Raw genomic sequence first — 26845 nt, forward strand, 5'->3', positions numbered from 1 at the left:
CCCATGGTCATCGACACTCCCTCAGGAATGCCGTGTTCCAAATAAATCTAAATAAAGCATATATAAAATCCCCATCTAAAAACAGGTGGGGATTATTTGACGCTTACCTTATAACGATTTCCAGGTTCCAAAAACCGGATCAAACAATAGTCCTGCGTTAAATATTACTAAATTAAAAAGAACTATTAAACTTTTAAAAACAACTTAAGTTCCGGGGAAATAGTCCGATAAATATATGTGAACCATTCATGAAATGACGATTCATCCATTACTTTGGAAGGAGGTATTATAGTTATTTATTACTACAAACGATTTATTGCTTTTCCTGTTTTTCTGTCCCTGTGCATGGTGATCATGATATTAGCAGCTAAGGCAAACACGGCGCATGCTGAGAGCAATTTGTCGGGAATTGCCATTCAAAGCCCTACACACGTATATAAAAGTACCATCCGAACTTCCAATATATTAAAATCATATCCTGCAGGATCGATTTTAAAGTATCAGTCATATAACGGAAATTGGTACAGTGCGGTAGTCTATATAAACGGCAAAAAAAATGCCGGTTATATTCACAAGAGTGATGTAGAAACAGCTGTATCCAATCATGCCAGTTTAAGAGGAATTGCACTTGGAAATCAAACACATGTATATCCGACGGCTTCAACAAGCTCAAAGCCGCTAAAATCTTACAATGCAGGTTCTGTCCTGACATACAGGACATTTACCAGTGATTGGTATCAAGCAACTGTTTATATTGGAGGTAAGCCCAAAACGGGTTACATTCAAAAAAAGCAGGTTGAAAATGCCGTTGGAAATCAAGAGGCCTTAAATGGGATTGCACAAAAAAATCCAACTGCTGTTTATAAAAATGCTTCGACCAATGCTGCCTGGAAGACTTATCCTGCAGGATCCATCCTAAAGTATAAAACATTTTCAACGAATTGGTACGAAGCCACTGTTTACGTAAACGGCAAACGCCAAAATGGCTACATCAATAAATCCCACGTTGAAAATGCGAACCAAAAACAAATAAGCTTGAGAGGCGTCGGATTAAAAAGTCCAACTGCTGTATACTCAAAAGCTTCAACCAGTTCATCCAAACTGAAATCCTATTCACTTGGTACCGTTTTGAAATATCAAACATTTTCCAATAACTGGTATCAGGCAAAAGTGTATATTAAAGGAAAAGCTACTATCGGATATATACATAAAAATGACGTGGATGAGCTCGTGGCCAATCCAAAAAGTTTACAGGGAAGAGCTTTAAAAAGCCCGACAAAAGTGTACTCGAATGTTTCTGCCCAATCAGCTGCACTTAAAAGTTATCCTAAACATTCAAACTTAAAGTTTAAGACTTTTTCTGCAAACTGGTATGAGGCAACAGTTTATGTAAATGGCAAACAAAGTACCGGGTATATACATGTGAATGATGTCACGACGAAAGATATTTTCATAACAACGAAATACAACTATTCTTTTAAGCACATGACAGATGTTCAAATGTACCCTGGAAGGGCAAAATCGGATGGGGCCGGATTGATTAATGCAACCCGTGAGGAAGTTGAATACTATGCCAACCCCGCAAATTTCTCAAGGGGTACTACGGAATATTATCAGTTTTTGGTTTTGTCGGAACCAGTTGGATTAAATGCAAAAGAAGTAAATGAAAAAATACTGAAGGGCAAAGGGAATTTGGAAGGACAGGCCCAAGCATTTATTGAAGCAGGCAAAAAATATAAAATAAATGAGGCCTATTTAATCGCTCACGCGTTACATGAAACAGGAAATGGAAGATCAACATTGGCAAATGGCATACCGGTTGATAAGAATGGAAAAGTAACGAGAGATGAAAACGGTAATATTGCCAAAACGGCTGAAACCGCCCATACGGTATATAATATGTATGGTTATGGCGCTAATGACACATGCCCTATCGACTGCGGAGCAAAGTATGCGTTTGATCAAGGGTGGTTTTCACAATCTGCTTCGATTATCGGCGGTGCATCGAGCATATATACCTATATAAGCCGCGGGCAGGATACACTTTACAAAATGAAATGGAATCCCGTCAGCCCGGGACATCCCCAGTACGCTACACACGTGCAATGGGCAGTTCTTCAAACGGGCAGAATTGCAGCGATATACGATACTTTGGATCATTTCACCTTGGTATTTGATGTACCTGCCTTTATTGACCAGCCAGGACCAACGAAAAAGCCTGCAACACGATTACTCAATCGTTCACTTCTACGTGATTCGCATTCGATTGAAACCTTTGATTTTAATAATGACAAAATGGTCACAGAATCTCCTAATCATAAGGATGTTCCATCATCAGAAGATGGTACAAAAATAGGCATTGAAGAAAAATCTGGGGAACCTTCCAATACCGAAGAGCCTGCTGATATTGAAGTGCCTGCTGGCGACGATGAGCCTGCTGATGTTGAAGTACCTGCTGGCGACGATGAGCCTTCTGACGTTGAAGTGCCTGCTGATGACGATGAGCCTTCTGACGTTGAAGTGCCTGCTGAGGCCGAAGAGCCTGCTGATGTTGAAGTGCCTGCTGACACTGAGGGGTCTCCTAATGCTGAAGAGCCTGCTGATGACGAAGAGACTTCTGATACTGAAGGGCCTTCTGACGATAAAGAGCCTTCTATTGATGAAGAGCTTTCTAGTAACCTTGAAAATCAGGTGCCCGATAAAGTATATGGTGTTATAAAGACAGCCGAAGACATCAACGTAAGCCTAAAGAGTTCACCTGATACAAAAGATGGCAACATTATTGTATTAACAATCCCAAGTAATACAATACTGGAAATTCTTGAAGCCAGTGATAGCTGGTATAAGGTTAACTATGATGAACAAGAAGGCTGGGTAAATGGAGAATATGTTGAGTTACTGAATCTTTTGGAGCTTACGTCAAAACATCTCTATGCCCACGAAACACCCAATGGACAAATTTTAGGCAAAATAAGCGATCGTCTCATAGCTGCCGTCCTGGACAAGGATCACAAGATTGTTCGTCAAGATGAATGGTTACAAGTGTATTGGAAAGATCAAAAAGTGTGGGTAAATGGCGGAAAAGACGGAGCGGAATTTATAGATGTAAAATAAGTTCAGATGAACACCATATGTTCTCAATCGATTTGGAACATATGGTGTTTTTTTATGATTGAATCTAGTATAATAAAATTTGTGTTTATCAATAAATGTTGAAAAGGTCAAGTTTATTAATGTAAAGTGTAAAGTATATATTTGCAAAGGACTGTTATTATTTTACGGAGGTTTCCATAATGAAAAAAGTCATTACTTACGGAACGTTCGACTTGCTTCATACCGGGCACATTAACATTTTGCGGCGTGCCAAGGAGTACGGGGATTATTTGATCGTAGCGATTTCGACGGATGAATTTAATGCCCTGAAAGGGAAAAAGGCGTATTACACGTTTGAGCAGCGCAAGGCGATTTTGGAAGCGGTTCGGTATGTGGATGAAGTGATTCCCGAGCATAATTGGGAGCAGAAAGTGGAAGACGTAAAGAAGCACAATGTCGACGTGTTTGTAATGGGGGATGACTGGGAAGGAAAGTTTGACTTCTTGAAGGAGTATTGCGAAGTGGTTTATCTTCCGCGGACGGTCGGGATTTCTACAACGAAGATCAAGAACGATTTGAATCAAGTGAATAATGGTTAGAGAAGCAGCGATTACGATTTACCTGCTCGTATTTCGCACGTTATTTTCCATCTTTCTTTTATGTCCCCAAAAGAAGAAAACAACTTTCGTTGCTTCGTTTGGGGACAATGTTTTGTTTGCGTTGCATGCGCTTGAGAAGCAAACGGCCCATCCCGTTGTGATTTTAAAAACTTCGCAGTGTAAAGTGGATTTTGAAGATCGGCCAGACAGACTTGTTTTGGATTTTGAGCCGAGGAATTTAATGGCTTGGGTTCGCTCCGTTTATCACCTCGCCACGTCAACCCATATTTTTGTGGATAATTATTTCGGATTTTTGGCCGCTGCACCATTTAGGCGAAATGTGACTTGCATTCAACTTTGGCATGCCGCAGGCGCCATCAAGCAGTTTGGTCTGAAGGATCCTTCCATAGCGGGTCGTTCACCCCGAGCCTTAAAACGTTTTAAAAAAGTGTATGGCCAATTCACCCATGTTGTCGTCGGAAGCGAGAAAATGGCGGACATCTTTTGTGAAAGCTTCGGCATTGATGATAACAGGATTTTACGGACGGGTATTCCGCGCACGGATTTCTTTTTCAATGAAACGGCCATGCAGAAAGCAGCAGATTCCATTAGAATGAACTTCCCGGAAATCCGCGGGAAACAGGTGATTTTATATGCGCCCACCTACAGGGACGATGAGCTGCATGTTTCCCGGCTTGAGCTGGATCTTGAACTAATGTACAAAGAGCTAAAAGAAGATTACGTGTTGCTGCTGCGGCTGCATCCTGCCGTACGTGTTGATTTTGCCAATACATATCCGGATTTTGTATTCGACGTTTCGGAATACCCTGACGTCCAGCAATTGTTAGTAGTGACGGATATACTGATTACGGATTATTCATCCATTCCGTTTGAATACTCACTTCTCCAAAAGCCGATGATTTTTTTTGCCTATGATTTGGAAAAATATGCGGAATCACGCGGTTTTTGGGAGCCGTATGAGGGGCTTGTTCCGGGGCCGATCGTTAAACATACAGCGGAAATCGTGAAGGTTATACAAAATGGGGATTATGATTATAACCGGATACGGGGCTTTGCAGATGAATGGAATGAATATTCGGGCGGACATTCAAGCGAACGGTTAATCGGCGTTCTGTATGGACAGGAAAAAAGAACAGCACAATCATTTTGAAGACTGGCGGTTACCAAGCCGGTCTTTTCTTTTTTTTATCATATAAAATTCGACAAAAACATTGCTATTCTAGCAATGTTTTTGCCAATAAAGGAAATCATCATCGCCAAAATACATTTTACGTATAAAGAAAAAAATAGTATCATATAGTTTAGGCATATTTTAACCATTCAATGAAAAAGGAGTTCTACCCATATGGGACGACATCATTCAACAGTAAATCGGAAGAAAGTGCGGAAAAGGCGGGTATTTTGGTTTATAGTCTTTCCCCTGCTCTTAATTGCAGCGATTAGCGCATCGTATGGTACATATTTATATAAAAAAGCGGAGAATATGATGGGGGCGTCTTTTTTCGATGCCCGGGGAAAGTCGGATTTGCGGGACAAAAAGGTGGACCCGAATATTGATAATATTTCGATTTTGTTTATTGGAATTGATGACAGCAGCAAGCGCGGCTTTAGTGACAATGCCCGGTCGGATGCGCTCATGCTTGCGACATTGAATGAGAAGGAAAAGTCTGTGAAGCTGCTGACAATTCCACGTGATTCTTATGTATACATTAAAGAAGTCGGCTATTCCACGAAAATCAATCATGCCCACAAATATGGCGGACCACGGGCGACGATCGAAACGGTCGAGGATTTGCTCGGTATTCCGGTTGATTATTACGTAAGACTTGACTTTGATGCGTTTATGCAAATTGTTGACGCCCTTGGCGGCATTGAAGTGGATGTTCCGTATGCCTTCAGCGAGCAAGATTCAAAAGACAAAGCTGATGCCATTACTTTGGAAGAAGGCCTGCAAACGCTGAATGGGGAAGAGGCGCTTGCCCTGGCGCGGACGAGAAAGCTTGATAATGACATCGAGCGCGGAAAGCGCCAGCAGGAAATCATGAAGGCGATCGCAAAAAAGGCTGCTTCGGGAGCTTCCGTTACGAAATACGGCAAAGTAATTGATGCGATCGGGGAAAACATGAAAACGGATTTGACGTTTGATGAAATCAAGGCATTGATTGATTACGGTGTATCCGGCAATCTGGACATAGAAACGCTGACACTGTCCGGCGAGGATACCCGGATTATGAACAATAGCGGCCAAAACATTTACTATTATCAATTGGATGAAACCAATCTGGCTGAAGTCAAAGAAAAATTGAGAGCCCATTTGGATCTTGGACCGGCGAAAACGACCGGAGTAGCCAATCCACCGGCGCAAAATTCAGAGGAATAAAGTGAAGCTTTTGGCAGAAGTTGCCGCACTCATCGTCTGCGAACCTCAATAAAACGAAGGCCTTAGTGATCGACATCCTGTCTGGCCGAATCAATCGGGCTTTTTGCCAGCAGTAAGACTCCCGCCTGGAAATTGAAGGCGGGAGTCTTACTGCATTGAATCCGGTGTCCGATACGCCGGTTTTCGCCCTTTTCGTCAATCAAACAGAAAGAGCATGATTCTGATTACATACCATCAGCCTCATGCTCTTTTTCGATCGATTGGACGATCATTTTGTTTCATTCCGATAATTCGGAGGAGTGGTTTGTAATCTTTGCTGACCAACCCGATAATTTCGACCAATATTTCAATACCGATCAACAGAACAACGATTAACAGCAACGATCCCCAAACCGTTGCCATCGAAAAAATGACGGCTGCCAGGCTGAACATGACGGCTACCCCGTAAATGACCAGAACGGCCTGGCGGTGTGAAAAACCGGAATTCAGCAGGCGGTGATGCAAATGCAGCTGGTCGGGTGCCATCAACGGTTTTTTGTTGATAATTCTGCGGATGATCGCAAAGAATGTATCTGAAATGGGCACCCCCAAAATAATGACCGGGATAATCAATGAGAAAAAGGTAATGTTTTTAAATCCGAGCAAAGACAGCAGGGCAATCATATAACCCAAAAACAACGCGCCCGTGTCTCCCATAAAAATTTTTGCCGGATGGAAATTGTACACGAGGAAACCGAGTGTGCTTCCCAACATCATGAGACCGATCGCAAGTACAAAAATGTCCCCCTGCAAGAAGGCCATCAAGCTGATGGTGACAAGGGCAATGGATGAAACACCTGCCGCCAGGCCATCCAAGCCGTCGATCAGGTTGATCGCGTTAGTAATGCCGACAATCCAAAGAATCGTAATCGGAACGCTCAGAATGCCAAATTCAAGCTCTCCTCCAAACGGAAGGTTGATGAATTCAAGATCGAAGCCTCCGCTTACCGCGACCCCGGCTGCCAGCAATTGTCCCAAAAGCTTGTACCTCGGCGCCAAATCAAAAATATCGTCCAGTATGCCGGTTGCAACGATGATCAAGCTGCCGATGACAAGATAAATCATGTTTTCATCATGCGGCCTGAATATGAGGAGCCCGATGATAAAACTGGCATATATGGCCAGGCCGCCAAGCCTTGGCATATTGGTCTGATGAATTTTTCGTTCATTCGGTTTATCAATTATATGATATTTCAACGCCAGCTTTTTAACAAAAGGGGTTAAAAAGATTGAAGCAATCAAGCAAAGGATTACATAGAGCATTTCCATTGGCACCCCTCCTTTATCGTTGCTTTTCAGCAAAATACGCATTTCATTCCAGTATATCATATCTTTATATGATTCGGATTTCAACTAATCTTTGAATTTGATAGTTTTTAAATAAAATGGCCGGTTTTCAGCGGCTTCTTTTTGTGCCTGCGACTTTTAAAATGAATAGGGGCAAAAAGGCCATTCTTTTCCACCGGGACGGCTGTTTGATAAGCCGGTAGAGCCATTCCAGGTTGAGCCTTCTCCATATGCTGGGGGCACGTTTGACGGCGCCTGCCAACACATCGAAGCTCCCGCCGACACCCATGAAGATGCCTTTTTCAAAAGTATCTAAATATGTCCGGATCCATTTTTCCTGCCTCGGAAAGCCAAGGGCCACAAAAACCAGGTCAGGGTTTGACGTTTTTACCATTTCTGCGACCCGGGGATCATTCCCTTGGAAATAGCCATGATGAAAGCCGCAAATTTGCACATGAGGGTAATCTCTTTTTACATTGGCAATGGCCTGTTCAATGACATTTTCCCGGGAACCAAGAAAGAAAACATTCAGGCGTTCCTCGTTGGCGACTCCAAGCAAATCAGACATCAAGTCAAAACCTGCAATCCTTTCCTGCAGCGGCTTTTTCAGCATTTTCGCTCCCATGATGATCCCGATCCCGTCCGGTACAATGAAGTCGGCTGACCGGAGCGTATTCTTGTATTCGGGATCCCGCTGGGCATGCATGACAATCTCGGGATTTGCTGTAACAATGAATGTTTTCTTATTTTGTTTTATGCGGTCTTTTATGCAATCCACCATTTCTTTTTGGGTGGCATTTTCAAATTCAACGCCTAAAACTTCCACTTTTTTTGACATGTTAAACTCCATTCATTTCATGGCAGGTTGAAACCAATTTTTATTATACCATGTTTCTGTGTATCAACAATGGTCGTATGATGGAGACATTTGTCTATATTGCTGTTTTTCCGGATACTTCCCGGACAAAATGCAAAAACGTGTCCAACGCTTTTGTTCTATAGGGGGAAGACGTTACGATCGAAAATGTTCTTTTAAAAGGAAGGTCGTTGACGCCCACGATTTTCAGGGTATTCATGGCAAGTTCCTTGCGGATCGCCCACTGGGAGAGCAGGCTGACGCCAAGACCTGCCTCTACGGATTCTTTAATGATTTGAAGGCTTCCGAATTCCATCATTTTTTTGGGAGAGATGTTCAGGGATTCGAGCATGTTATCCGCCGCGGTTCTCGTTCCGGATCCTTTTTCCCGGACGATCCATGTTTCGTGTTCCAAATCGGCAGGCGTGACTTTTTCCAGCCTGGCAAGCTTGTGGGACGGCGCCGTGACAATGTGCATGATATCTTCGGCAAACGGTTCAATCACGAGCTGATGATGGTGGAAATCGCCTTCGACGATGCCGACATCCAGCTGGTGTCTCAAAACGGATTCTGCAATGTCACGCGTGTTGCCGATCGATATGCTGGGCGTGACAAGCGGGTATTGTTCAAGCATCCTGGCAATGACATGGGGCAAAATATACTCGCCAAAAGTGTAGCTCGCACCGATCGTCAGCGGCCCGCTCGTCTTGTTCGTCAAATCATCGACGAGACGCTGCATTTTCGTATAAAGGCCGAGTATTTCCACCGCGTGGTCGTAGACGATTTCACCTGCTTTATTGAGCTTCACGTATTTATTCGTCCGCTCCAGAAGCCGCGTTCCGATCTCCCGCTCGAGCGCCTGAATGTACTGGCTGACGGCAGGCTGCGTCATATGCAGTTCTTCAGCCGCCCGTGAAAAATTTTTCTTTTCGGCAACGGCGGCAAATACTTCCAACAACTGATCCATCTCGCACTCCCCCCATGTTATATAAAATCCTTATTATCGTTATTATAATCATTTATTTTTCTTATGCACAATATTCATTTATCCTTACATTAGGAGATCAGTAGGAAGGATGGATTCATATGGGTTTGGAAAAAATGCAAGATCCCCTGCAACAGCGGAAGGAGACAGGATCTTCCTTCGGATTGTGGGCAGGAGGAGTTGCTTTTACGTTTTTCATCGCATTGCTCGGGTTTTTGCTTGCCAAGATTCCGGGTTTCAGTTTGGTTGGCCAAATGGCAGCCGCGATCATCATAGCCATCGTATTCCGGCAAATATTCGGATACCCGGAAGCATTGCGTCCGGGAATTACTTTTTCCTCAAAAGTGCTGTTGCGGACAGCCATTGTGTTATACGGATTAAAATTGAATATCCATACCGTTTTACAGGATGGGCTTGGTTTGCTGATTCGCGATGCGGGTATTATTACGGCAGCCATTTTGCTCACGGTATGGTTCGCGAAGCGGCTCCGGGCAAACCCGGTCATCTCGCTTCTTCTGGGTGTTGGCACGGGAGTTTGCGGGGCGGCCGCGATTGCGGCGGTGGCTCCGATTATAAAAGCGAAGGATGAAGACACGGCGATCAGCGTGGGCATCATTGCGCTTGTCGGAACGGTCTTCGGCATTGTGTATACGGTTTTGCGGCCAATTTTGCCGTTAACCGGCGCGGAGTACGGAGCGTGGACCGGCATGAGCCTGCATGAAATTGCCCACGTCGTGCTGGCAGGCGCCCCAGGTGGCCAGGAAGCTTTGGCAATGGCCCTATTGGCCAAATTGGGACGGGTTTTCCTGCTTGTGCCGCTATGTTTCATATTGGTATATTGGGTCAAGTCAAGATCGGGAAAAGATTCAACAGGGAACGCCAAAGTGGATTTTCCGTTATTCCTTATTGGCTTTATCGCAATGAGCGTGATCGGGACTTATGTGCTCGGATCTGTCGTCGTGGTGCCGCAAGGCGTCATGAGCTTTGTTTCAAGCGGAACGACATGGCTTCTGACCGCAGCCATGGTCGGACTCGGCCTGAACGTCAGTCTGCAGGATGTAATGACAAAGGCATTGAAGCCGCTCATGGCCATGGGCGTTGCCTCTGTTTTGATTTCGGTATTGGCGTTTTTCCTCGTTTAAATAAGGCTGGGAGCGGGACTTGGATCGCTCCCTTTTTATGTGCGGTCTGAGCGTATTTTCCGGTCGTTCTGGAGAGAGAGTATTACGCGGGAGCCGGAGCGTATTTCCCGGGGTACCGGAGCGGATTCCGGGAATTCCGGAGAGTATTCTGCGGGTTTCTGGATCATATTTTCAAAGACCCGGGTCGTATTTCGGCGGTGCCGGAGCGGATTCCGCGGGTTCCGGATCATATTTTGAAAGACCCGGATCGTCCGCGATGTTATTTCCTTTTCGAGCGCATGCCTTTGATGACGGTCACATTTTCCAATTGAAGAAATCTATTATATTCTTCACTGTTCACGCTGAATAAGGCGATTTTTCCCTGTTCATCATAGTGAATTCCCCACCCGTACTTTTTCACTAATGGAGAGGCCCTGAAACAAGCCTGCGGCTTTGCGAAAAATTGTTTTCGCATTTCTTCCGTTTCATTTAATTCAATTTGGTTCTTGACCAAATACGTTTTGAATTGTACATCTTCTTGTGTATATTTGTAGGGATTATTGTTGATCAAATCATATTGAATGGAAGCAATCGTGGGCTTCCCATTCCTCGGAACAGGCACAACACCTGAATGGGCCGTTGAATCTTCAGAAATGGCAATAAAAGTATTTTTGTAGCTCACTGGACTCCCCCCCGATCAATTTTTTCATGCAGGATCATTTTATAACAGAAAAATAAAAATTCCCACCAAGGCGGGAGCGGCAAGAACGCTCCCTTCCTCTTTACACAGGCTTTGCGCTGAGCAATCCCCGCGCTTTATTGATCGTCTCTTTATATTCCAGCCGCGGTACGGAATCGTGGACAATGCCGGCGCCGGCCTGAAGGTAGGCACGCCCTTCCTTAATGACGAGCGAGCGGATGGAAAGGGCGAAGTCGACGTCGCCGTTGGCGTTGACGTAGCCGAGGGCGCCGGAGTATACTCCCCGCTTTGCGTCTTCAAGTTCGTTGATGATTTGCATGGCCCGCACTTTCGGGGCGCCGGACACGGTTCCTGCGGGAAGCAGGGAGATTAAGGCATCCAGCCCGGAATGGCCCGCAGTCAAAATGCCTTCGACTTCCGAGACGATGTGCATGACGTGGCGATAGTATTCTATTTTCATGTAACTTTTAATGTCAAAGCTTCCGGGGACGCATACTTTTTCCATGTCTTCCCGGCTTAAATCCACAAGCATGCGGTGTTCGGACAGTTCTTTTTCATCCGTGATGAGTTCTTCCGCAAGTGCACGGTCTTCCTCTTCCGTGCGTCCCCGCCGTCTTGTGCCGGCAATCGGGTTCGTTTGAATTTTGTTGCCGCTTGATTTGAGGAAGCTTTCCGGAGAGGATCCGAGAACGACGTACTTTTCAAAGTCAACGAAAAACATGTACGGCGAAGGATTGGAGTTTCGCAGCACTCTGTAAAAATGAAACGGATCGGTCTTGACTTCCCCGCTCATTCTTTGTGAAAGGACTACTTGCTCCACTTCGCCCTTCAGGATGTAACCTTTTGCCGCTTCGATGCGCCGGATGAATTCTTCTTTTTCCATCTGCGGTGTGAAATCGATGTAGCACTCTCCCAATGTTTCATCGGCATGGCCTTGGAAAATTTGCTTTTCCAGCTCCCCGATTCTCGCTTCCAACTGTCCATCCCCACGGCTTCCATCCAGATTGATGGCCAAAATATAGATGGATTGAGCGAGGTGGTCAAAAACAATGACGTCTTCATACGCCATAAAGTGAATGTCCGGCATGCCAATTTCGTCTTCCAATTCTGCGCCGATTTCGGCATATTGCCGGATGACGTCATAGCCGACGTAGCCTACTGCACCTCCGTAAAAAGGAAACGGAACATCGAGCTCTATTTTTGGCAGTGTACGCTGCAGAACCTGAAGCGGAAGCCCCGTTTCTATTTTCACCACTTCCCCTTTTCCTGAAACGATGCTTGTTTGATCTCCCTTACCGATGATTTCCATAATCGGATTGACGCCAATAAAAGAATAGCGGCCCTGCTCGTTATGTTTCAGGGAGCTTTCCAATAAAAATTTCTTCGTGCCTTCCAATCGTAAAAATACCGTGATGGGCGTTAAAACATCTCCGTTCAACTTTTTCATTTTCATTCCCGTTTGAATTGTTTTGTTCATGCCGATTCTCCTTTTCCATTTTTTTAAAACAAAAAAGCCCCCGAACAAGCATATCAATGCTTGTTCGAGGGCGAACATTCGCCGCGGTGCCACCTCGTATTGGAAAGCGTGCTTTCCATCTCATTTCAGGCACGGGAAGTGAACTTCCGATGCCCTATCCATGTAACGGCGGAATCCCCGTGTTTCCCTACTGACGTTCGGGAAACAGCTCGCAAGCCCATTCCGTCTGGACTTTCGTACCGGATTCCCACCAACACCGGTTCTCTGTACCGAAAGTGCCCAAACGTACTCTTCTTGCTCAACGCGATTGCCATATGTTATTCCTTGCCATCCAGAAGACAAAAAGGCCCCTCATCCAAAGGACGAGGGACCGCGTTGCCACCTTTTTTAACTGTTGATAAACAGTTCTCTCCACAGCATGATTATCTCATGCCTTTTCCCTTGTAACGACGGGATTTTCGCCAAAGCCTACGCCCCGCAGGGTTCGGTTTGGAAGCTCGGAAGCCCATTCCCCTGCGCATTCACGCCGGTTTGCACCAACCACCGGCTCTCTTCAGTGTCACGCAGGGTACTATTCTTCTTCATTGCCGTGCATTATGATTGTATTTGATCATATAAAAATTTTTTTGCATTGTCAATACTTTTTGATGCGTATGGTAAAATAAGGCGGGGAATAGGGGGAATGCGTTGATGGGAAAAGAACAAATGCTCATTGATGTTTGTCTTTTGGCGGGCCGCATGATGGCGCAGGCCGGAGCGGAAACATACCGCGTGGAAGATACAATGACGCGGATGGCGGCAGCATCGGGATTTCCAAACAGCCAAAGCTTCGTAACGCCGACCGTTGTCATGTTTCATCTTGAAGCGATGTCTTCAACGCATTTTGCACGCGTGAATGAAAGAGGAACTGATCTGGAAAAAATTGCCCTCGTCAACAGCATCTCCAGACGGATGGCTGAAGGTGAGATCAACCTGGATGAGGCACATAAAATGCTCAAAAAACTCGATGAAAAAAGTTTGTCATTTCCTGCCTGGCTGCAAGTTGTGGCAGCCGCTTTGGCAAGCGGCAGTTTTTTGCTCATGTTTAAGGGGACGTGGAATGACTATCTCCCCGCGGCATTCATTGGCGGAGCCGGGTTTATCATTTTGCTGATTGCGCATTATTTTTCGAAAGTAAAATTGTTTGCCGAGTTTTTCGCGGCATTTGTCATTGGCGGGCTGGCTGTTTTATCAGTGCGGCTTGGACTAGGCCGTGATCTTGATTTAATCATTATCGCTTCCGTCATGCCGCTCGTTCCCGGGGTGCTGATTACGAATGCCATCCGCGATTTAATGGCGGGACATTTTATGGCGGGTGTTTCCAAAGGAGCCGAAGCGTTTTTGACGGCGTTTGCCATAGGCGCCGGCGTCGCGGTCGTATTTTCGTTTTTCGTATAGGGTTGGCCGATTTTAGCGATGACGTTTATGGGCTGCGTCGACTGGTGATATTGTACGTTTTTCATGGGGAGTGTCTTTTCGATGTCATATATGTTAACGCAATTTGTGATGAGTTTTATCGCGGCGGCCGGTTTCGGGATCATTTTTAACGCCCCGAGAAAATCTTTGGTTTCGTGCGGCGTTTGCGGTACGGTCGGATGGATGGTTTTTCGCATCATGACCGATCAGGGAATCGATGCGGTGCAGGCATCGTTCGCCGGGGCTTTTGCGGTAGCGCTTGCCGGCCATGGAATGACGAAGTATTACAGGGCACCAATCATTATTTTCGTCGTTGCCGGCATTATCCCGCTTGTTCCGGGCGGCGCGGCCTATGACGCGATGCGCCATATCGTGAGCAACGATTATTCGGGCGCGATTCCGCTTGCTTCCAAAGCCTTTATCATTTCCGGAGCGATCGCGATGGGCCTCGTTTTTGCCGAGGTGTTTGTCCAGCTTGCTTCAAGGATTCGGGAAAAAAAAGCCTAGCCTACTTTTTCCTGCGGATCCAACGAATTGAATTGATACCGCTGTGCGGATGAATATTTCGGTATTCGTTTTCCAATTCCGATAAGGATAATTCTAAAAGGTTTTCTTTTTTTAAGATGCCAATGGCCGTCAATTGATCTATTAATTCTTTGCGTCTGCTTTTCGCTGCCTGAGCCATTTGAATTCTCCCCTTTGAATTTTTTATTTGTGATCTCATCATAAATCATATAATTCCGATTCGTCAACTATGTTTTAATCCGCCAAAAAACCGGTTTTCCCTTCAGAGAACCGGTTTTCATGTTATTTTTCGGGCATGTCACAGCTGCCATCCCGGCAAGCTGCACCTTCATCTCCCAAATCCTGCAAGCACAGGGACCTGCTGTTCTTCCTCCCACACCTTATGCAGGGCGTTCAGGAAGGTCTCTGTTGGCTGTGCTCCCGATATGCCATACTTTTGATTGATGACAAAAAATGGCACACCGCGCACACCCATTTGCTGTGCCGTTCTTTCATCGTGGCGGACCTCTTCCGCGTATGCGGATTCATCCTTGAGCACTGCCAGCGCTTCTTCGCGGCCAAGGCCGGATGCTGCGGCGATATCCGCCAGAACAGAATGGTCGCCAAGGTGTTGGGACGTAAAATAGGCGTGCAACAACTTTTCCGCAAGCGCCTGATCTTTTCCTTTCGTCTTTGCAAAGTGGGTTAAACGGTGGGCATCGAACGTGTTGGTTGGAATCAATGTATCAAACCGGAAATCCAGGCCTTCTTCCGCTGCCTGCAGACGGATATTTTCTTCCATTTCTTTCGCTTTCTCCACGCTCATTCCGTATTTTTCGGCCAGCCTTTCATGATTGCTTTTTTCAGTGTCGCGCGGGGCTTCCGGATCGAGTTCATAGCTTTTAAACGCCACTTTTACATGTTCGCGGCGGGGAAACTGTTCTAAAGCTTTTTCCAGGCGGCGCTTTCCGATATAGCAAAAAGGACAGGCATAATCCGACCACACTTCAATTTTCATCAGAGCACCTCTTTTACAGTTGTTTGGAATGAAAACTGCCCAACACCCGGACGTCATGGCCATACGTTTTTAAAATGGAGATGGCTTTTTTCAAGTTGACTTCGTGCGCGCCCAGCTGCGCTTCCACAAAAAACCGGTACGTCCCGAGCTTTTTCTTCGTCGGCCGGGATTCAATCCAGGACAAGTTGATGTCAAGCGACGAGAAGACATTTAAGATGATGGCCAGCAACCCAGGACGGTCTTCCATCGGCGTAATCAGAAGCATCGATTTCGAGGCATCGGGCACTTCGGCATGTTCTTTCGAAATGATGATAAATCTTGTCGAGTTCCCTTCAAAATCATGAATATTTCTTCTGGCAATCTCCAGGCCGAATGTTTTGGCCGCCCACTCGGATGCGATCGCACCGGCGTGTTTGTCGCCTGCTTTTAAAAGCGATTCGGCCGCATTGGCCGTACTGCTGTAATGTTTGATTTTCGCATTGATTTTTCTTGTAAAATTCCGGCATTGCGCCAGTGCAGGGGCGATGGACCATACTTCGCGAATTTCGTCCACATCCGCTCCTTCGACCGTTAACAGGTGAAGCGCGACAGGCAAAATCGCTTCCCCTTCAATCCAAACGTCGTTTGTGACCAGTCCGTCGGTTGTTAAAGTGATCGTCCCTTCAATCGCATTTTCAATCGGGACGATTCCTTTATCCATTTCTCCCTCCGCCACCGCTTCAATCACGTCAAAGATGCTGTCGTACATGACAAGTTCCATGCCATTGGGCGGAAAATAACGAAGGGCTGCCTCCTCCGAGAACGTTCCCTTCGGCCCTAAATAAGCTACATTCAAAATGAACTTACCCCTTTAAGTTGAATTGTGTATAAGATCTTTTGACCCCACAACAAAGCCCGCTTATCCAGCCGTTATTTGCTGAGTGCGTCGGTCAAAGATGGAACGATTTGTTTTTTCCGGGAAACGACGCCTTTGAGCACACATTGATTTTGGTCAAGGGAGACGTTAAAGGCCTGCTCCACCGCTTTGGCTGCCTTGCCTGCGGCAATGGCAGTTGAGTCGTTTGTTAAAATATCGGTTACAACAAAGAGGAAAAGGTCAAGCTCACGTTCTGCGACCATTTTTTCCAGCGCTGCTTCAATTTCCGCTTTGCGCGCAAGCACGTCTTCCACGCCAACGGCATTGACTTGGGCAATTTCCACTTTTGCCTGTCCCATCTGGAATTGCTTCGCGTCCAATGAAAGCAATTCTTCCACCGTTTTTCCACTCACGTCCGCCCCGGCTTTTAACATCTCCATACCGTATTTTTCTGCATTGACACCCGCGATGTCCGCAAGCTCTTTTGCGGCAGCGACATCACGCTCCGTGCATGTCGGGGATTTGAACAACAGGGAATCGGAAATGATCGCAGACAGCATGAGTCCGGCGATTTTCTGCTCAATTTCCACTCCGTTTTCTTCGTACATTTTTTTCAAAATCGTTGCCGTGCAGCCGACTGGTTCCGCACGAAAATAGAGCGGGTCGCTCGTTTCAAAGTTGGCGATGCGGTGATGGTCGATGACTTCCATGATTTGGACTTCTGTGATGTCGTCCGCGCTTTGCTGGCGTTCGTTATGGTCGACCAAAATCACCTTTTTGGCTTCGTTGGCCACCGTGCCAACCAAACGAGGCGCTTCGGCATTGAAGTAGTTGAGCGCATATTCCGTCTCGCCGTTGATCGCGCCGAGGCGGACGGGCTCCACGTTTTCGCCCAACTTTGTTTTCAGGTCGGCATAGACAAGCGCTGAACAAATAGAATCTGTGTCCGGGTTTTTATGTCCGAAAATGAGTGTTTTTTCCATGGCTCTTCTCCTTACTTTCTTTTATCAATATTATATATTTTAACATATTGAAATCATTTTTCCCTGCTTTCGAGCCCCTAAAATGTTAAAATGACACAGTAGGGAGGGCGAATGCGTGATGAAAAAATGGATCGTGATGTTGTTTGTATTGCTGGCCGGCGCTGTCATGGCAGCCTGCAACAAGGAACCGCAGCCGGAGGAACGGTTTGCTGCGTATGTTGATGAATGGAACGGCCAGCATTTTGATAAGATGTATGATTATCTTTCTGCAGATGCCAAGGAAAAGGTTTCCAAGGAGGATTTTACGAATCGATATAAAAAAATATACGAAGATTTGGAGATTAAAAATGTAAAAGTAACCTTTACGCCGCCTGAAGAGGTCGAGGAAAAAGACGGGAAAGTCCAGTTTCCTTTTTCCGTTAAAATGGAAAGTATTGCAGGCAAGATTGCTTTTGACCATAAAGCGGTGCTGACGAAAGAAGAACGGGATGACGAAAAAAACTGGTATGTAAACTGGGATACGACGTTTATTTTTCCAGAACTTAAAGAGGGCGATAAAATCAGCCTTGCCATGACACCGGCGAAGCGTGGGGATATTGTGGACAAGAATGGCATCGGCCTTGCGGTTACGGGAAAAGTGTCAGAGGTCGGGATCATTCCAGGAAAAATGGAAGGCAAGGAAGAGGAAATTATTAAAAAAGTAGCTGATTTGCTGAAAATGGCACCTGAGCAAATTGAAAAAGAGCTGTCAGCATCCTGGGTCCAGCCGGAACATTTTGTCCCATTGAAAAAAATACCGGGAGACGATACAAAGCTGCTGGAAAAAGTGACAAGCATTCCTTCTGTCGATAACCGAAGCGTTGAGGCGCGGGTTTATCCGCTTGGAGAAGCTGCCGCCCATTTGATCGGCTATGTCGGCCCAATTACGGCGGAGGAGCTGGAAAAAGCAGGTTCCGGCTACAGGACAACCGACGTGATTGGAAAAAGGGGCTTGGAGCAGGTTTTTGAAAAGCGGCTGAAAGGCGAAAACGGCGTCCAAATCGTGATCAAAAAGGAAGACGGCTCTGAGGTCGTACTCGGGGAAAAGCCTGTCAAAGACGGGGAAGATGTGCAATTGACGATCGATGCCGGCTTGCAAAAGTCCGTTTATAACGAATTAAAAGATGAAGCGGGAACGGCCGCGGCTTTGCATCCGTTGACAGGGGAAACACTCGCTTTGGTGAGCAGCCCGAGCTTTGATCCGAATGTACTGTCTTTGGGCGCAAGTAAAAAAGAGTGGAAAGCTTTGCAAGAAAACGACAAGGAGCCGCTCCTCACCCGGTTTAAAGCGGGGTTTGCACCAGGTTCGGCCATGAAGCCGGTGACCGCGGCGGTCGCCCTTGAAGCAGGTGCAATCGACTGGAATAAAACGTACGATATAAACGGAAAGTCCTGGAAAAAGGATTCTTCCTGGGGCGGCTATTCGGTAACCAGGGTCACGGAAGTGAACGGCCCGGTCAATCTGGAAAAAGCACTCATTTTATCGGACAACATTTATTTTGCTAGGGCGGCCCTTGACCTCGGAAAAGACAAGTTTGCGGACGGGCTGCAATCGTTCGGGTTTGAGGAAGACATTCCTTCCTATGCATACCCGCTGGAACAATCGAAAATCGGAAGCATCAATTCTGATATAGCTTTGGCAGACTCCGCGTACGGACAAGGCCAGATCCAGATGAACATTGTCCATTTGGCCGCATCATACACACCTTTTTCCAACAAAGGGAATATGATTCAGCCGGTATTGGTCAAAGGGGAAAAAGCGGGGACCGTCTGGAAAGAAAAAGTGATGAGTGAACAAACGGCGGCTGATTTGCAAAAAGCGCTCGTGAAAGTCGTCGAGGATCCGAAAGGAACAGCACGTTCGGCACGGATTCCGGGTTATCCGCTCGCCGGGAAAACCGGAACGGCCGAGTTAAAAGCAAAACAAGGAGAGAAAGGAAAAGAAAACGGCTTTTTCGTGGCCTACAACCCCGAAAATCCCGAGCTGCTCGTCGCCTTGATGGTCGAAGACGTTGAAGGCCGGGGCGGTTCGGAAATTGCCGTGAATAAAGTGAAAAAGATATTTGAGGAGAGATAAGGAAAGGGATGGCCTTTGAGGGGCCATCCCCTTTTGAATGAATGAGCTTTATTGGGGCCTGCCGGATTTTCGGTTCGTATAATCGGAAGACCGGGGCGTAAAACCCATGGTTCGGATCGAATATTTAGAAGGCCGGTCCGTAAAACCATGGGGTTCGAACCGTATATTCGTAAAGCCGGTGCATAAACCTATGGTTCGGATCGTATATTCGGAAGGCCGTGCATAAAACCCATGGTTCGGATCGTATATTCGGAAGGCCCGTGCATAAAACCCATGGTTCGGATCGTAAAATCAGAAGACCGGGGCGTAAACTTTGCTTTCCGGAGCGTATTTCCTGTCCGGGCGGACTCAGGATCAAGACAGCGGATGTTTATAAAAAACTAAACCTTCTCTATTTCAATTCGCCAATCAATACCCGTTCCGATTCCAAATTTTTTGGCAAATGATTGCTGGTTGATGGCAACGGCCACGTTATCAAGCGAGTTAATATATACGAGCGGCTCTCCCTTTTTAGTCGCCGCGAATGAGCGCCCGTAAATCATCTTTTCTTCATATACCAGGATGGAGTTGTGTTTGATGGCTACATATACCCTTTCCTGATACTCGATGTTCAGGCCGATCAGGGCAGACCTGCTTATATTCGTCCAGAGATTGCCGTAACGGACATCCAGCACATCGATCATTCCATAAATTTTGCCGTCTTTTCGGTATGCGTCCATAAAAGGGAGCATGACAATAACGCTTGGGTCCAGCTTGGGACCCACTTCTTTGAATGTTATTTTTCCTGAAGCGAGACGCGCCCCGGTATAAGCATAAATGTCTCTGCCATGGAATGTATGGGAGGCACCGGAATTCGGAAGGCGGTTAACCGTTTCATCGATAAGCCTTAATTCCGTAATTCCAATGTCTTTATGAACGTGAGTCAGCGTACCGTTGTCGGGCGTCACGATCCAATGGTTGGAAGCCGTTCGGGCGACGACGCTGCGGCGGTCGGTTCCTACTCCCGGATCCACAACCGATACAAACACGGCGTTTTCCGGCCAATATGCGATCGTTTGCAGCAGCCGATAGGAACCTTCCCATATATCAAATGGCGGAATTTTATGTGTCAAATCAAATATTCTAATGGACGGGTCCACACAATTGGCCACACCGTACATGGCACTGACCGCACCATCTGCCAAACCAAAATCAGATTGCAATATTAAGGGGTTGCCCACCGCATTCTTCCTCTCAGTTTAAAAAATTTGCGAATAATACGCTATCTTAATATACGGGAAGCCCTTTGTCAAAAATCTTCATATGGATGGCTGGATTGACAACCATGCAAAAATCGGCATGCTTCGTCATCCTTTTCGTTATCGCGTTTGTTTTCCTAGTTGAAAAAACGCCGGAATCCGGCGTTTTTTTGACGTGTAAAGAAAATATAACTTGCTACATAAAATGAACTTTTGAATGCAACGTTAAAATCTGACAAAAAAGCCATTGCGTCTAGTCATTGATCTCCCATCTTTTTGACTATTGGTATTCTATACGCGAAAAGATCGGTAATGGGATTCCGTTCCTTTGATTGTTTTCAGCGAAATAACGCCAGCACGGGCAATGGCATTGGCCTGCCGGGCCAATTCATAATGAACCGATCGTCTAAAATGATTGCGTGTTAAACTCTTACATTCATTGATATTCCTAGCTCCGGCCGACAGGGCATCCTAGTACACGCCGGCGCCACAGGACGTGGCGACCTAAGGCAGCAAGCGCCTATCGACTGAGAGACTCGCACCTCAGTACTCCTGCCCCAAAGCATATTCGAGGAAGCTTCGTTCGGCTCGTCGCAACGCTGCAGGATGGTTACTCGAAGAAGCGGCTTACCTACGATAAGTCAACATCGGTTCCGACGCACAGGATGTGCTAGTACATGGTGAAGCGATAGGACAAGAAAAGCTTCGACACCATCGTCATCGCACCGAAGAAAAAGCGTAAGCTTTTTCGAGAACGTCGCTGCCTGAGCCTGCGTTCCTTGCCATGTTTCCTTTATCACGGTTAGAGGCACTCCAGTCTGTACGTCGATTGCGCTTTTCTTATGAGGACCGTTCCAGCATCCGATCAAGGGCCATTTTGGCGAAGGCTGCTGTTTTTTCGTCCACTTTAATGACATTATGCTCTTTGCCATCCATAATCGTATCGAGGCACCAAACAAGGTGCGGCAGGTCGATCCGGTTCATCGTGAGACACGGGCACATGTGGGGATTGAGCGAAATGATACGCTTGTCCGGATGTTCCTGAATGAGGCGGTTGACAAGGTTCATTTCGGTGCCAATGGCCCAGGCTGACCCAGGCTCCGCTTTTTCAATTGTACGAATGATATAGGTCGTAGACCCTGCCATGTCCGAAAGGGCGACCACTTCGCGCCTGCATTCCGGATGGACGATAATGTTCATGTCCGGATGATTTTTGCGGACTTCTTCTATATTTTTCACTGTAAAATTTTCGTGAACGGAGCAATGCCCCTTCCAAAGGAGTACCTTTATATTTTCAGTCGGCCCATCATATTCCAATTCATCCGTGACCGGATTCCAAACCGCCATGTCATCGAGGCTGATGCCAAGATTGTACGCCGTATTTCTCCCCAAATGCTGGTCGGGCAAAAAGAGGATTCTTTCTTTTTGCCTGAAGGCCCACTGAACCATTTTTTCGGCATTGGAAGATGTGACGGTCGCTCCACCGTTTTGGCCGACGAAGGATTTAATGGCAGCTGTTGAGTTGACGTAGGTGAGCGGCAGGATTGTATCGCCAAATATGCCGGTCAGCTTCTCCCAGGCACGTTCCGTCTGATAAATATCGGCCATATCTGCCATTGAACAGCCCGCCCGCATGTCCGGCAAATACACTTTCTGGTTTTCGGCTGTCAAAATATCGGCCGTTTCTGCCATAAAATGAACGCCGCAAAATACGATGTGCTCCGCATCGCGGTTTTGTTCCGATATCTGCGCGAGCTGCAAGGAATCGCCTCTCGCGTCGGCGAATTGGATCACTTCATCTTTTTGATAGTGGTGGCCGGGAATGAACAGTTTTTTTCCCAGCTCGGCTTTAACGGACCGCACTCGCTCCTCCAGCTCTTTCGTTGACATATTCCTATAATTTTCCGGCAGTGCATTTGACTGTTTTTCTAACGTTTCGAAAATGCTCATACTTTTTTCCTCCCAACTATACGGATATTTTTACAGACGGTCCGGGCAAAATGCGGTCCGGATAATAAAAGCGGGTTTTCGGATTATAAACTTCGCTTTTCGGATAATAAAAGTGGTCTTTCGGATTATAAACTTTGTTTTTCGGATAATAAAAGTGGTTTTTCGGATTATAAACTTCGCTTCTCGGATAATAAAAGTGGTTTTTCGGATCATAAACTTCGCTTCTCGGATAATAAAAGTGGTCTTTCGGATCATAAACTTCGCTTCTCGGATAATAAAAGTGGTCTTTCGGATCATAAACTTCGCTTCTCGGATAATAAAAGTGGTCTTTCGGATTATAAACTTCGCTTCTCGGATAATAAACGCTGATTGACGGTTCATGCTGCGATTCTCGAATAATAAACACTGATTGACGATTCATAAATTGTAGGGCATTTTGCTCGGCAGCGGTGTTTACGTTCCGGCCGGAAATGCGGTCAATACTTATAACAATACCTTCACGCTTATATCAAGCGCGGAAACCGAATGGGTCAAAAAGCCAAGGGAGATATAGTCCACTCCTGTTTCTCCATAGGCCCTGAGGTTATCCATCGTGATGCCGCCGGATGCTTCCGTAATCATTCCGTCCGGGACGAGCCCGATCCATTCGCGGATTTCATCCGGGGCCCTGTTGTCGAACATGATGACGTCGGCTTTTGCTTCGACGGCTTCGATGACTTGTTCTTTCGTTTCGGTTTCGACTTCAATTTTGATCATGTGGCCAGCACTTGCCCTGACGGCTTCGACCGCTTGTTTAATGGATCCGGAAAATGCGATGTGGTTGTCTTTGAGCATCGCCCCGTCGTACAGGCCATATCTGTGATTGGAACCCCCGCCGCAACGGATGGCGTATTTTTCAAGCATTCGCAGGCCTGGGGTTGTTTTTCTCGTATCGCATACTTTTGCCCTTGTCCCGTGCAAGGTCTCAACGGCTTTGCCCGTTTTGGTTGCAATGCCGCTCATTCGCTGGACGAGGTTCAAAATGACGCGCTCGCCTTTTAACAGGTTTTCGGCAGGTCCGGAGGCGACAGCCAGTACTTGCCCCCTTTCAACACGCGCACCGTCCCGCACCCTGATGTCCGCGTCGATGGCAGGATCCAACAGAAAATACCCGGTCCGGATGATTTCCTCTCCGCAAAAGATGCCATCTTCTTTTGCGATAAAAACGACTTGGCCTTTTTTGTTTCCGAAGATTTGACTCGAGACATCGCGGTCGCCAATATCCTCCAGAAAAAATTGTTCAAGTAGCAACCGAAGTTTTAATTTGTTCATCTCGTTCCATCCTTTTTTTGCGTTGTATGATTTGCTTTCCTGTCCAAACGTGATTATTTTCACAAGGATAGTCAAGCCGAAAATGGCCGCCCCTGCTTTCGGTTCTTTTTAAAGCGGAATCCGCCACCAGCCAAGCGGCAATCCCCATAAAAACACGCTCTATTTCTTCTGCCTTCAGGTGATCCAAATTGGCTTCCATCCAGTGATTTATTTGAAAACTTTCCAGCCAACGAATGTGCTTTTTTAGGCCGGTTTCCGTCCGGGCAATACCGACATGGTTCATCATGGACCGCTGGATATCTGCTTTTTCCGGAAGGGAATCAGGCGGCAGATCAGATTCCTGCTCTTCATATAAAAAATCTGCTTTTTCCAAAGGCTGCGCATTAATCCATTCGGCCAGTTTTTGTCCCATAAAAAGTCCTTCCAGCAATGAATTGCTGGCTAGCCGGTTCGCGCCGTGAAAACCGGTGGCAGCGGCTTCTCCGATCGCATACAGTCCGTCAATATTCGTTCTGCCGATCGGATCAGTCATAATGCCGCCCATAAGAAAGTGGCTTCCCGGCGCAACGGGAATCCGATCATTCCAATCGATTCCGTTTCTTTCACAAAGAGCTGCCACAGTCGGGAATCTTTTTGAAAAATTTTCTACACGTGACACATCAAGATAAACAGGGTTCCCTTCACGTAAATAGCCATAAATGGTTTGGGCGGCAATATGCCTCGGGGCCAAATCTGCAAGCGGGTGGACGCCATCCATAATCGATTGGCCGGTGTCATCGACGAGGACTCCGCCTTCCCCCCGGACTGCTTCAGACACCAGCCCCCGCGTCTGTCCGCCAACATATAAAAGCGTCGGATGAAATTGGATAAATTCCATGTCGGTCATTTCGGCTCCCGCCCTGTAAGCAAGCGCAATGCCGTCGCCGGTAACGGTCTTGGCGTTCGATGTATGGCTGTACAGCCGTCCGCAACCGCCCGTTGCAATGACCACATGCTCCGCAAAAAAATGTACGACTTTTCCGTTTGCGTCCTTGGCTTTTACTCCCACACATTTCCCGCCTGTTAAATCTATCATCAATTCATAAGCAAACATATTTTCATAGACGATAAGATTTTTCGGCAGATTGGAGACAAAGTGCTCCATAACCGTCATCCCGGTGGCATCTCCGCCCCCGTGAACGATTCTTTTTTCACTATGCGCACCTTCCATTCCGAGCACAAGCTCTCCCTGTTCATCCCGGTCAAACGGGCAGCCCTCATCCAGAAGGCTGCGGATGAGTCTTGGCGCTTCTTCCGTAATCTCGCGGACAACTTCACGATTGTTGTGGTACCGGCCTGCTTGCAAAGTGTCGACATAATGTTTCTTTGGATGATCGATCCTGCCGATCGCCGCCGCTATCCCCCCTTGGGCCAAGTTAGAATTCCCATCTTTCAGTGTCGACTTTGTGATGATTATCACATTCATATTCTCGCGAATTTTCTTCGCCAGCCTGAAAGCGGCGACCCCGCTGCCGATCACCAAGACGTCCGATTTTTTCATCATGATAACCATGCCTTTCGCTTCGCTCACGGTACAAAACGCACCGAGAGGTTCCTCCTGTTAGTTTTACAGTTGTCTTGACACATATATTTACATAGATTTACACTTATGACAAGCTCTTTTTTAAAATAATGACAGAAAGCGGGAAAATCGTGAAATATTTTGATTACGCCGCCTCTTGTCCCCTGGATGGAGAGGCGGAAAAAGCATATCTAAAAGCTTCCGCCGAATATTACGGAAATGCAAGCAGTCTTCACGATGCCGGAGACAAAGCCCGTCAGCTTTTGGAACACTGCCGCAGGGAATTCGCCCGGTTTTTCGGTGTTTCAAAAAATGGAATTTATTTTACAAGCGGGGGATCCGAAGGTAATTTCCTGAGTATTCAGGCCCTGCTATCCGCCTCTCCAAAAAAAGGGAAGCATATCGTAACAGGCATGGCCGAACATTCGTCTGTTGCAAATACGATGGAAAAATTGAAACAGGCCGGTTACGAAGTCACGTATTTGCCGCTTCGGCCGGATGGACGAATCGATCCGGACTGTTTTGGGGACGCACTCCGCGATGACACGGTTGTTGCAAGCATCCAGCACGGGAACCCGGAGATCGGCACAATCCAGCCTATCGAAGAAATCGGGAGACTCTGCAAAGAAAAAGGAATTCTTTTTCACAGTGATTGCGTGCAAACATTTGGAAAATCAGATTTAACAACAATCTCCCCTTTCGTTGACAGCCTGACGATTTCGGGACACAAGTTTTACGGGCCAAAGGGGGTTGGCGCCGTGTACGTAAATCCGGCCCTGGCCTGGAAACCCTTTTATCCCGGGACGACACACGAAAACGGGTTCCGCCCGGGAACGGTAAACGTACCCGGGATTGCCGCCATGGCTGTTGCCGCCAAAAAAGCAATACAACAGATGGAAATGCGGACAAAGCACTTTACCCATTTACGGCAAACTTTTATGCAATCGCTCGCACCCGCTGAATCAACTTTTATCGTCTACAATGCCGATTTGCCTTCCACTGTCGGCATGCGGGTGAAAGGACTTGAAGGCCAATTTGTCATGCTGGAATGCAACCGCCGCGGATTTGCGATCTCCACGGGCAGCGCCTGCTCGGTAAACTTGCAAACTCCGTCGAAAACGATGACGGCCATGGGCATTGCCGGAAAAGAGGCAAAGGAATTTATCCGGATTTCTTTCGGGCGGGAAACGAGCGGGGAGGACGTCAAACGGCTGGGGGAAACGCTTGTAAACATTGCCAATAAGAAAAGCGCAAGTGCCTTGCCCATCACGGGAAAATAAAGGGAAACACGGAGG

The 26845-nt window shown here is 46.7% G+C and carries 22 protein-coding genes, 1 pseudogene and 2 other annotated features; of the genes and pseudogenes, 9 read left to right on the forward strand and 14 right to left on the reverse strand.

The window, feature by feature from the left end; translation table 11 throughout:
• Positions 1–354: 354 nt before the first annotated feature.
• The 4 genes from AB1L08_RS07425 to AB1L08_RS07440 all read left to right on the forward strand — a co-directional run bounded on the left by AB1L08_RS07425 (position 355) and on the right by AB1L08_RS07440 (position 6093).
• Positions 355–3114, forward strand: coding sequence for an SH3 domain-containing protein (locus tag AB1L08_RS07425; RefSeq protein WP_413064035.1), 2760 nt, complete (start codon positions 355–357; stop codon positions 3112–3114).
• 179 nt (positions 3115–3293) lie between these two features.
• Entirely contained in the window at positions 3294–3692 is a 399-nt protein-coding gene (tagD, locus tag AB1L08_RS07430) for a glycerol-3-phosphate cytidylyltransferase (RefSeq protein WP_413064036.1), read from the forward strand.
• Positions 3685–4863, forward strand: coding sequence for a CDP-glycerol glycerophosphotransferase family protein (locus tag AB1L08_RS07435; RefSeq protein ID WP_413064037.1), 1179 nt, complete (start codon positions 3685–3687; stop codon positions 4861–4863). Before tagD ends, AB1L08_RS07435 begins: the two co-directional genes overlap by 8 nt.
• Positions 4864–5058: 195 nt before the next feature.
• Entirely contained in the window at positions 5059–6093 is a 1035-nt protein-coding gene (locus AB1L08_RS07440) for an LCP family protein (protein ID WP_413064038.1), read from the forward strand.
• Between the two features lie 240 nt (positions 6094–6333).
• Here the strand turns inward: AB1L08_RS07440 and AB1L08_RS07445 are convergent, their stop codons facing one another.
• From AB1L08_RS07445 to AB1L08_RS07455, 3 genes are all read right to left on the reverse strand, one after another.
• Positions 6334–7401, reverse strand: coding sequence for a glycosyltransferase family 4 protein (locus AB1L08_RS07445; RefSeq protein ID WP_413064039.1), 1068 nt, complete (start codon positions 7399–7401; stop codon positions 6334–6336).
• Positions 7402–7528: 127 nt separating this feature from the next.
• The gene (locus AB1L08_RS07450) at positions 7529–8257 is read right to left on the reverse strand and encodes a WecB/TagA/CpsF family glycosyltransferase (protein ID WP_413064040.1); all 729 of its coding nucleotides are present in this window, start codon (positions 8255–8257) and stop codon (positions 7529–7531) included.
• Between the two features lie 94 nt (positions 8258–8351).
• Positions 8352–9242: a LysR family transcriptional regulator gene (locus tag AB1L08_RS07455; protein WP_413064041.1), complete on the reverse strand. Its 891-nt coding sequence runs from the start codon at positions 9240–9242 to the stop codon at positions 8352–8354.
• A gap of 119 nt (positions 9243–9361) precedes the next feature.
• Here AB1L08_RS07455 and AB1L08_RS07460 point away from each other — a divergent pair, with 119 nt between their 5' ends.
• Entirely contained in the window at positions 9362–10402 is a 1041-nt protein-coding gene (locus tag AB1L08_RS07460; protein WP_413064042.1) for a YeiH family protein, read from the forward strand.
• A gap of 259 nt (positions 10403–10661) precedes the next feature.
• On the opposite strand, the gene AB1L08_RS07465 is transcribed toward AB1L08_RS07460, so the two are convergent.
• Both AB1L08_RS07465 and trpE read right to left on the reverse strand, forming a co-directional pair.
• A complete protein-coding gene (locus tag AB1L08_RS07465; RefSeq protein WP_413064043.1) occupies positions 10662–11063 on the reverse strand; it encodes a DUF6157 family protein in 402 nt (133 codons plus the stop codon).
• 100 nt (positions 11064–11163) lie between these two features.
• Positions 11164–12558, reverse strand: coding sequence for an anthranilate synthase component I (trpE, locus tag AB1L08_RS07470; RefSeq protein WP_413064044.1), 1395 nt, complete (start codon positions 12556–12558; stop codon positions 11164–11166).
• A gap of 63 nt (positions 12559–12621) precedes the next feature.
• Positions 12622–12869, reverse strand: a binding site (T-box leader).
• 44 nt (positions 12870–12913) lie between these two features.
• Positions 12914–13152 (reverse strand) — a binding site (T-box leader).
• A 96-nt stretch (positions 13153–13248) separates the two neighbouring features.
• Between trpE and AB1L08_RS07475 the strand changes: the two genes are divergently transcribed.
• Positions 13249–13995, forward strand: a complete 747-nt coding sequence (locus AB1L08_RS07475; protein ID WP_413064045.1) for a threonine/serine exporter family protein — start codon at positions 13249–13251, stop codon at positions 13993–13995.
• Between the two features lie 81 nt (positions 13996–14076).
• Positions 14077–14520, forward strand: a complete 444-nt coding sequence (locus AB1L08_RS07480; protein ID WP_413064046.1) for a threonine/serine exporter family protein — start codon at positions 14077–14079, stop codon at positions 14518–14520.
• Between the two features lies 1 nt (position 14521).
• On the opposite strand, the gene fbpA is transcribed toward AB1L08_RS07480, so the two are convergent.
• The 4 genes and pseudogenes from fbpA to AB1L08_RS07500 all read right to left on the reverse strand — a co-directional run bounded on the left by fbpA (position 14522) and on the right by AB1L08_RS07500 (position 17374).
• Positions 14522–14698 carry a Fur-regulated basic protein FbpA gene (gene fbpA / locus AB1L08_RS07485; RefSeq protein WP_413064047.1) on the reverse strand — a complete coding sequence of 59 codons (177 nt, stop codon included), beginning with the start codon at positions 14696–14698 and terminating at the stop codon, positions 14522–14524.
• Between the two features lie 122 nt (positions 14699–14820).
• A pseudogene (locus AB1L08_RS07490) lies at positions 14821–15535 on the reverse strand (DsbA family oxidoreductase).
• A gap of 13 nt (positions 15536–15548) precedes the next feature.
• Positions 15549–16370, reverse strand: coding sequence for a prephenate dehydratase (gene pheA / locus AB1L08_RS07495; RefSeq protein WP_413064048.1), 822 nt, complete (start codon positions 16368–16370; stop codon positions 15549–15551).
• Positions 16371–16444: 74 nt separating this feature from the next.
• Positions 16445–17374, reverse strand: coding sequence for a manganese-dependent inorganic pyrophosphatase (locus tag AB1L08_RS07500; protein ID WP_413064049.1), 930 nt, complete (start codon positions 17372–17374; stop codon positions 16445–16447).
• Positions 17375–17492: 118 nt separating this feature from the next.
• On the opposite strand from AB1L08_RS07500, the gene AB1L08_RS07505 reads away from it, so the two are divergent.
• Positions 17493–19490 carry a penicillin-binding transpeptidase domain-containing protein gene (locus AB1L08_RS07505; protein ID WP_413064080.1) on the forward strand — a complete coding sequence of 666 codons (1998 nt, stop codon included), beginning with the start codon at positions 17493–17495 and terminating at the stop codon, positions 19488–19490.
• Positions 19491–19870: 380 nt separating this feature from the next.
• Here AB1L08_RS07505 and AB1L08_RS07510 read toward each other — a convergent pair whose 3' ends face one another.
• From AB1L08_RS07510 to nadB, 5 genes are all read right to left on the reverse strand, one after another.
• Positions 19871–20650, reverse strand: a complete 780-nt coding sequence (locus AB1L08_RS07510) for an SAM hydrolase/SAM-dependent halogenase family protein (RefSeq protein WP_413064081.1) — start codon at positions 20648–20650, stop codon at positions 19871–19873.
• Between the two features lie 918 nt (positions 20651–21568).
• Entirely contained in the window at positions 21569–22678 is a 1110-nt protein-coding gene (gene nadA / locus AB1L08_RS07515; protein ID WP_413064050.1) for a quinolinate synthase NadA, read from the reverse strand.
• 16 nt (positions 22679–22694) lie between these two features.
• Entirely contained in the window at positions 22695–23084 is a 390-nt protein-coding gene (locus AB1L08_RS07520) for a hypothetical protein (RefSeq protein WP_413064051.1), read from the reverse strand.
• Between the two features lie 77 nt (positions 23085–23161).
• A complete protein-coding gene (gene nadC, locus AB1L08_RS07525; RefSeq protein ID WP_413064052.1) occupies positions 23162–23989 on the reverse strand; it encodes a carboxylating nicotinate-nucleotide diphosphorylase in 828 nt (275 codons plus the stop codon).
• The gene (gene nadB, locus AB1L08_RS07530) at positions 23958–25559 is read right to left on the reverse strand and encodes an L-aspartate oxidase (RefSeq protein ID WP_413064053.1); all 1602 of its coding nucleotides are present in this window, start codon (positions 25557–25559) and stop codon (positions 23958–23960) included. The genes nadC and nadB overlap by 32 nt, the downstream gene beginning before the upstream one ends.
• A 122-nt stretch (positions 25560–25681) precedes the next feature.
• On the opposite strand from nadB, the gene AB1L08_RS07535 reads away from it, so the two are divergent.
• Positions 25682–26830 carry an IscS subfamily cysteine desulfurase gene (locus AB1L08_RS07535; protein ID WP_413064054.1) on the forward strand — a complete coding sequence of 383 codons (1149 nt, stop codon included), beginning with the start codon at positions 25682–25684 and terminating at the stop codon, positions 26828–26830.
• Positions 26831–26845 lie beyond the last annotated feature (15 nt).

This window comes from Siminovitchia jepli, assembly GCF_047228825.1.
Classification (GTDB): Bacteria; Bacillota; Bacilli; order Bacillales; family Bacillaceae_C; genus Siminovitchia.

Bases quoted from the DNA above. Each gene is read 5' to 3' on its own strand.
- AB1L08_RS07425 (WP_413064035.1), top strand. From the start codon at position 355: ATGATATTAGCAGCTAAGGCAAACACGGCGCATGCTGAGAGCAATTTG.
- tagD (WP_413064036.1), top strand. From the start codon at position 3,294: ATGAAAAAAGTCATTACTTACGGAACGTTCGACTTGCTTCATACCGGG.
- AB1L08_RS07435 (WP_413064037.1), top strand. From the start codon at position 3,685: ATGGTTAGAGAAGCAGCGATTACGATTTACCTGCTCGTATTTCGCACG.
- AB1L08_RS07440 (WP_413064038.1), top strand. From the start codon at position 5,059: ATGGGACGACATCATTCAACAGTAAATCGGAAGAAAGTGCGGAAAAGG.
- AB1L08_RS07445 (WP_413064039.1), bottom strand. From the start codon at position 7,401: ATGGAAATGCTCTATGTAATCCTTTGCTTGATTGCTTCAATCTTTTTA.
- AB1L08_RS07450 (WP_413064040.1), bottom strand. From the start codon at position 8,257: ATGTCAAAAAAAGTGGAAGTTTTAGGCGTTGAATTTGAAAATGCCACC.
- AB1L08_RS07455 (WP_413064041.1), bottom strand. From the start codon at position 9,242: ATGGATCAGTTGTTGGAAGTATTTGCCGCCGTTGCCGAAAAGAAAAAT.
- AB1L08_RS07460 (WP_413064042.1), top strand. From the start codon at position 9,362: ATGGGTTTGGAAAAAATGCAAGATCCCCTGCAACAGCGGAAGGAGACA.
- trpE (WP_413064044.1), bottom strand. From the start codon at position 12,558: ATGAACAAAACAATTCAAACGGGAATGAAAATGAAAAAGTTGAACGGA.
- AB1L08_RS07475 (WP_413064045.1), top strand. From the start codon at position 13,249: ATGGGAAAAGAACAAATGCTCATTGATGTTTGTCTTTTGGCGGGCCGC.
- AB1L08_RS07480 (WP_413064046.1), top strand. From the start codon at position 14,077: ATGTCATATATGTTAACGCAATTTGTGATGAGTTTTATCGCGGCGGCC.
- fbpA (WP_413064047.1), bottom strand. From the start codon at position 14,698: ATGGCTCAGGCAGCGAAAAGCAGACGCAAAGAATTAATAGATCAATTG.
- AB1L08_RS07500 (WP_413064049.1), bottom strand. From the start codon at position 17,374: ATGGAAAAAACACTCATTTTCGGACATAAAAACCCGGACACAGATTCT.
- AB1L08_RS07505 (WP_413064080.1), top strand. From the start codon at position 17,493: ATGAAAAAATGGATCGTGATGTTGTTTGTATTGCTGGCCGGCGCTGTC.
- AB1L08_RS07510 (WP_413064081.1), bottom strand. From the start codon at position 20,650: ATGTACGGTGTGGCCAATTGTGTGGACCCGTCCATTAGAATATTTGAT.
- nadA (WP_413064050.1), bottom strand. From the start codon at position 22,678: ATGAGCATTTTCGAAACGTTAGAAAAACAGTCAAATGCACTGCCGGAA.
- nadC (WP_413064052.1), bottom strand. From the start codon at position 23,989: ATGAACAAATTAAAACTTCGGTTGCTACTTGAACAATTTTTTCTGGAG.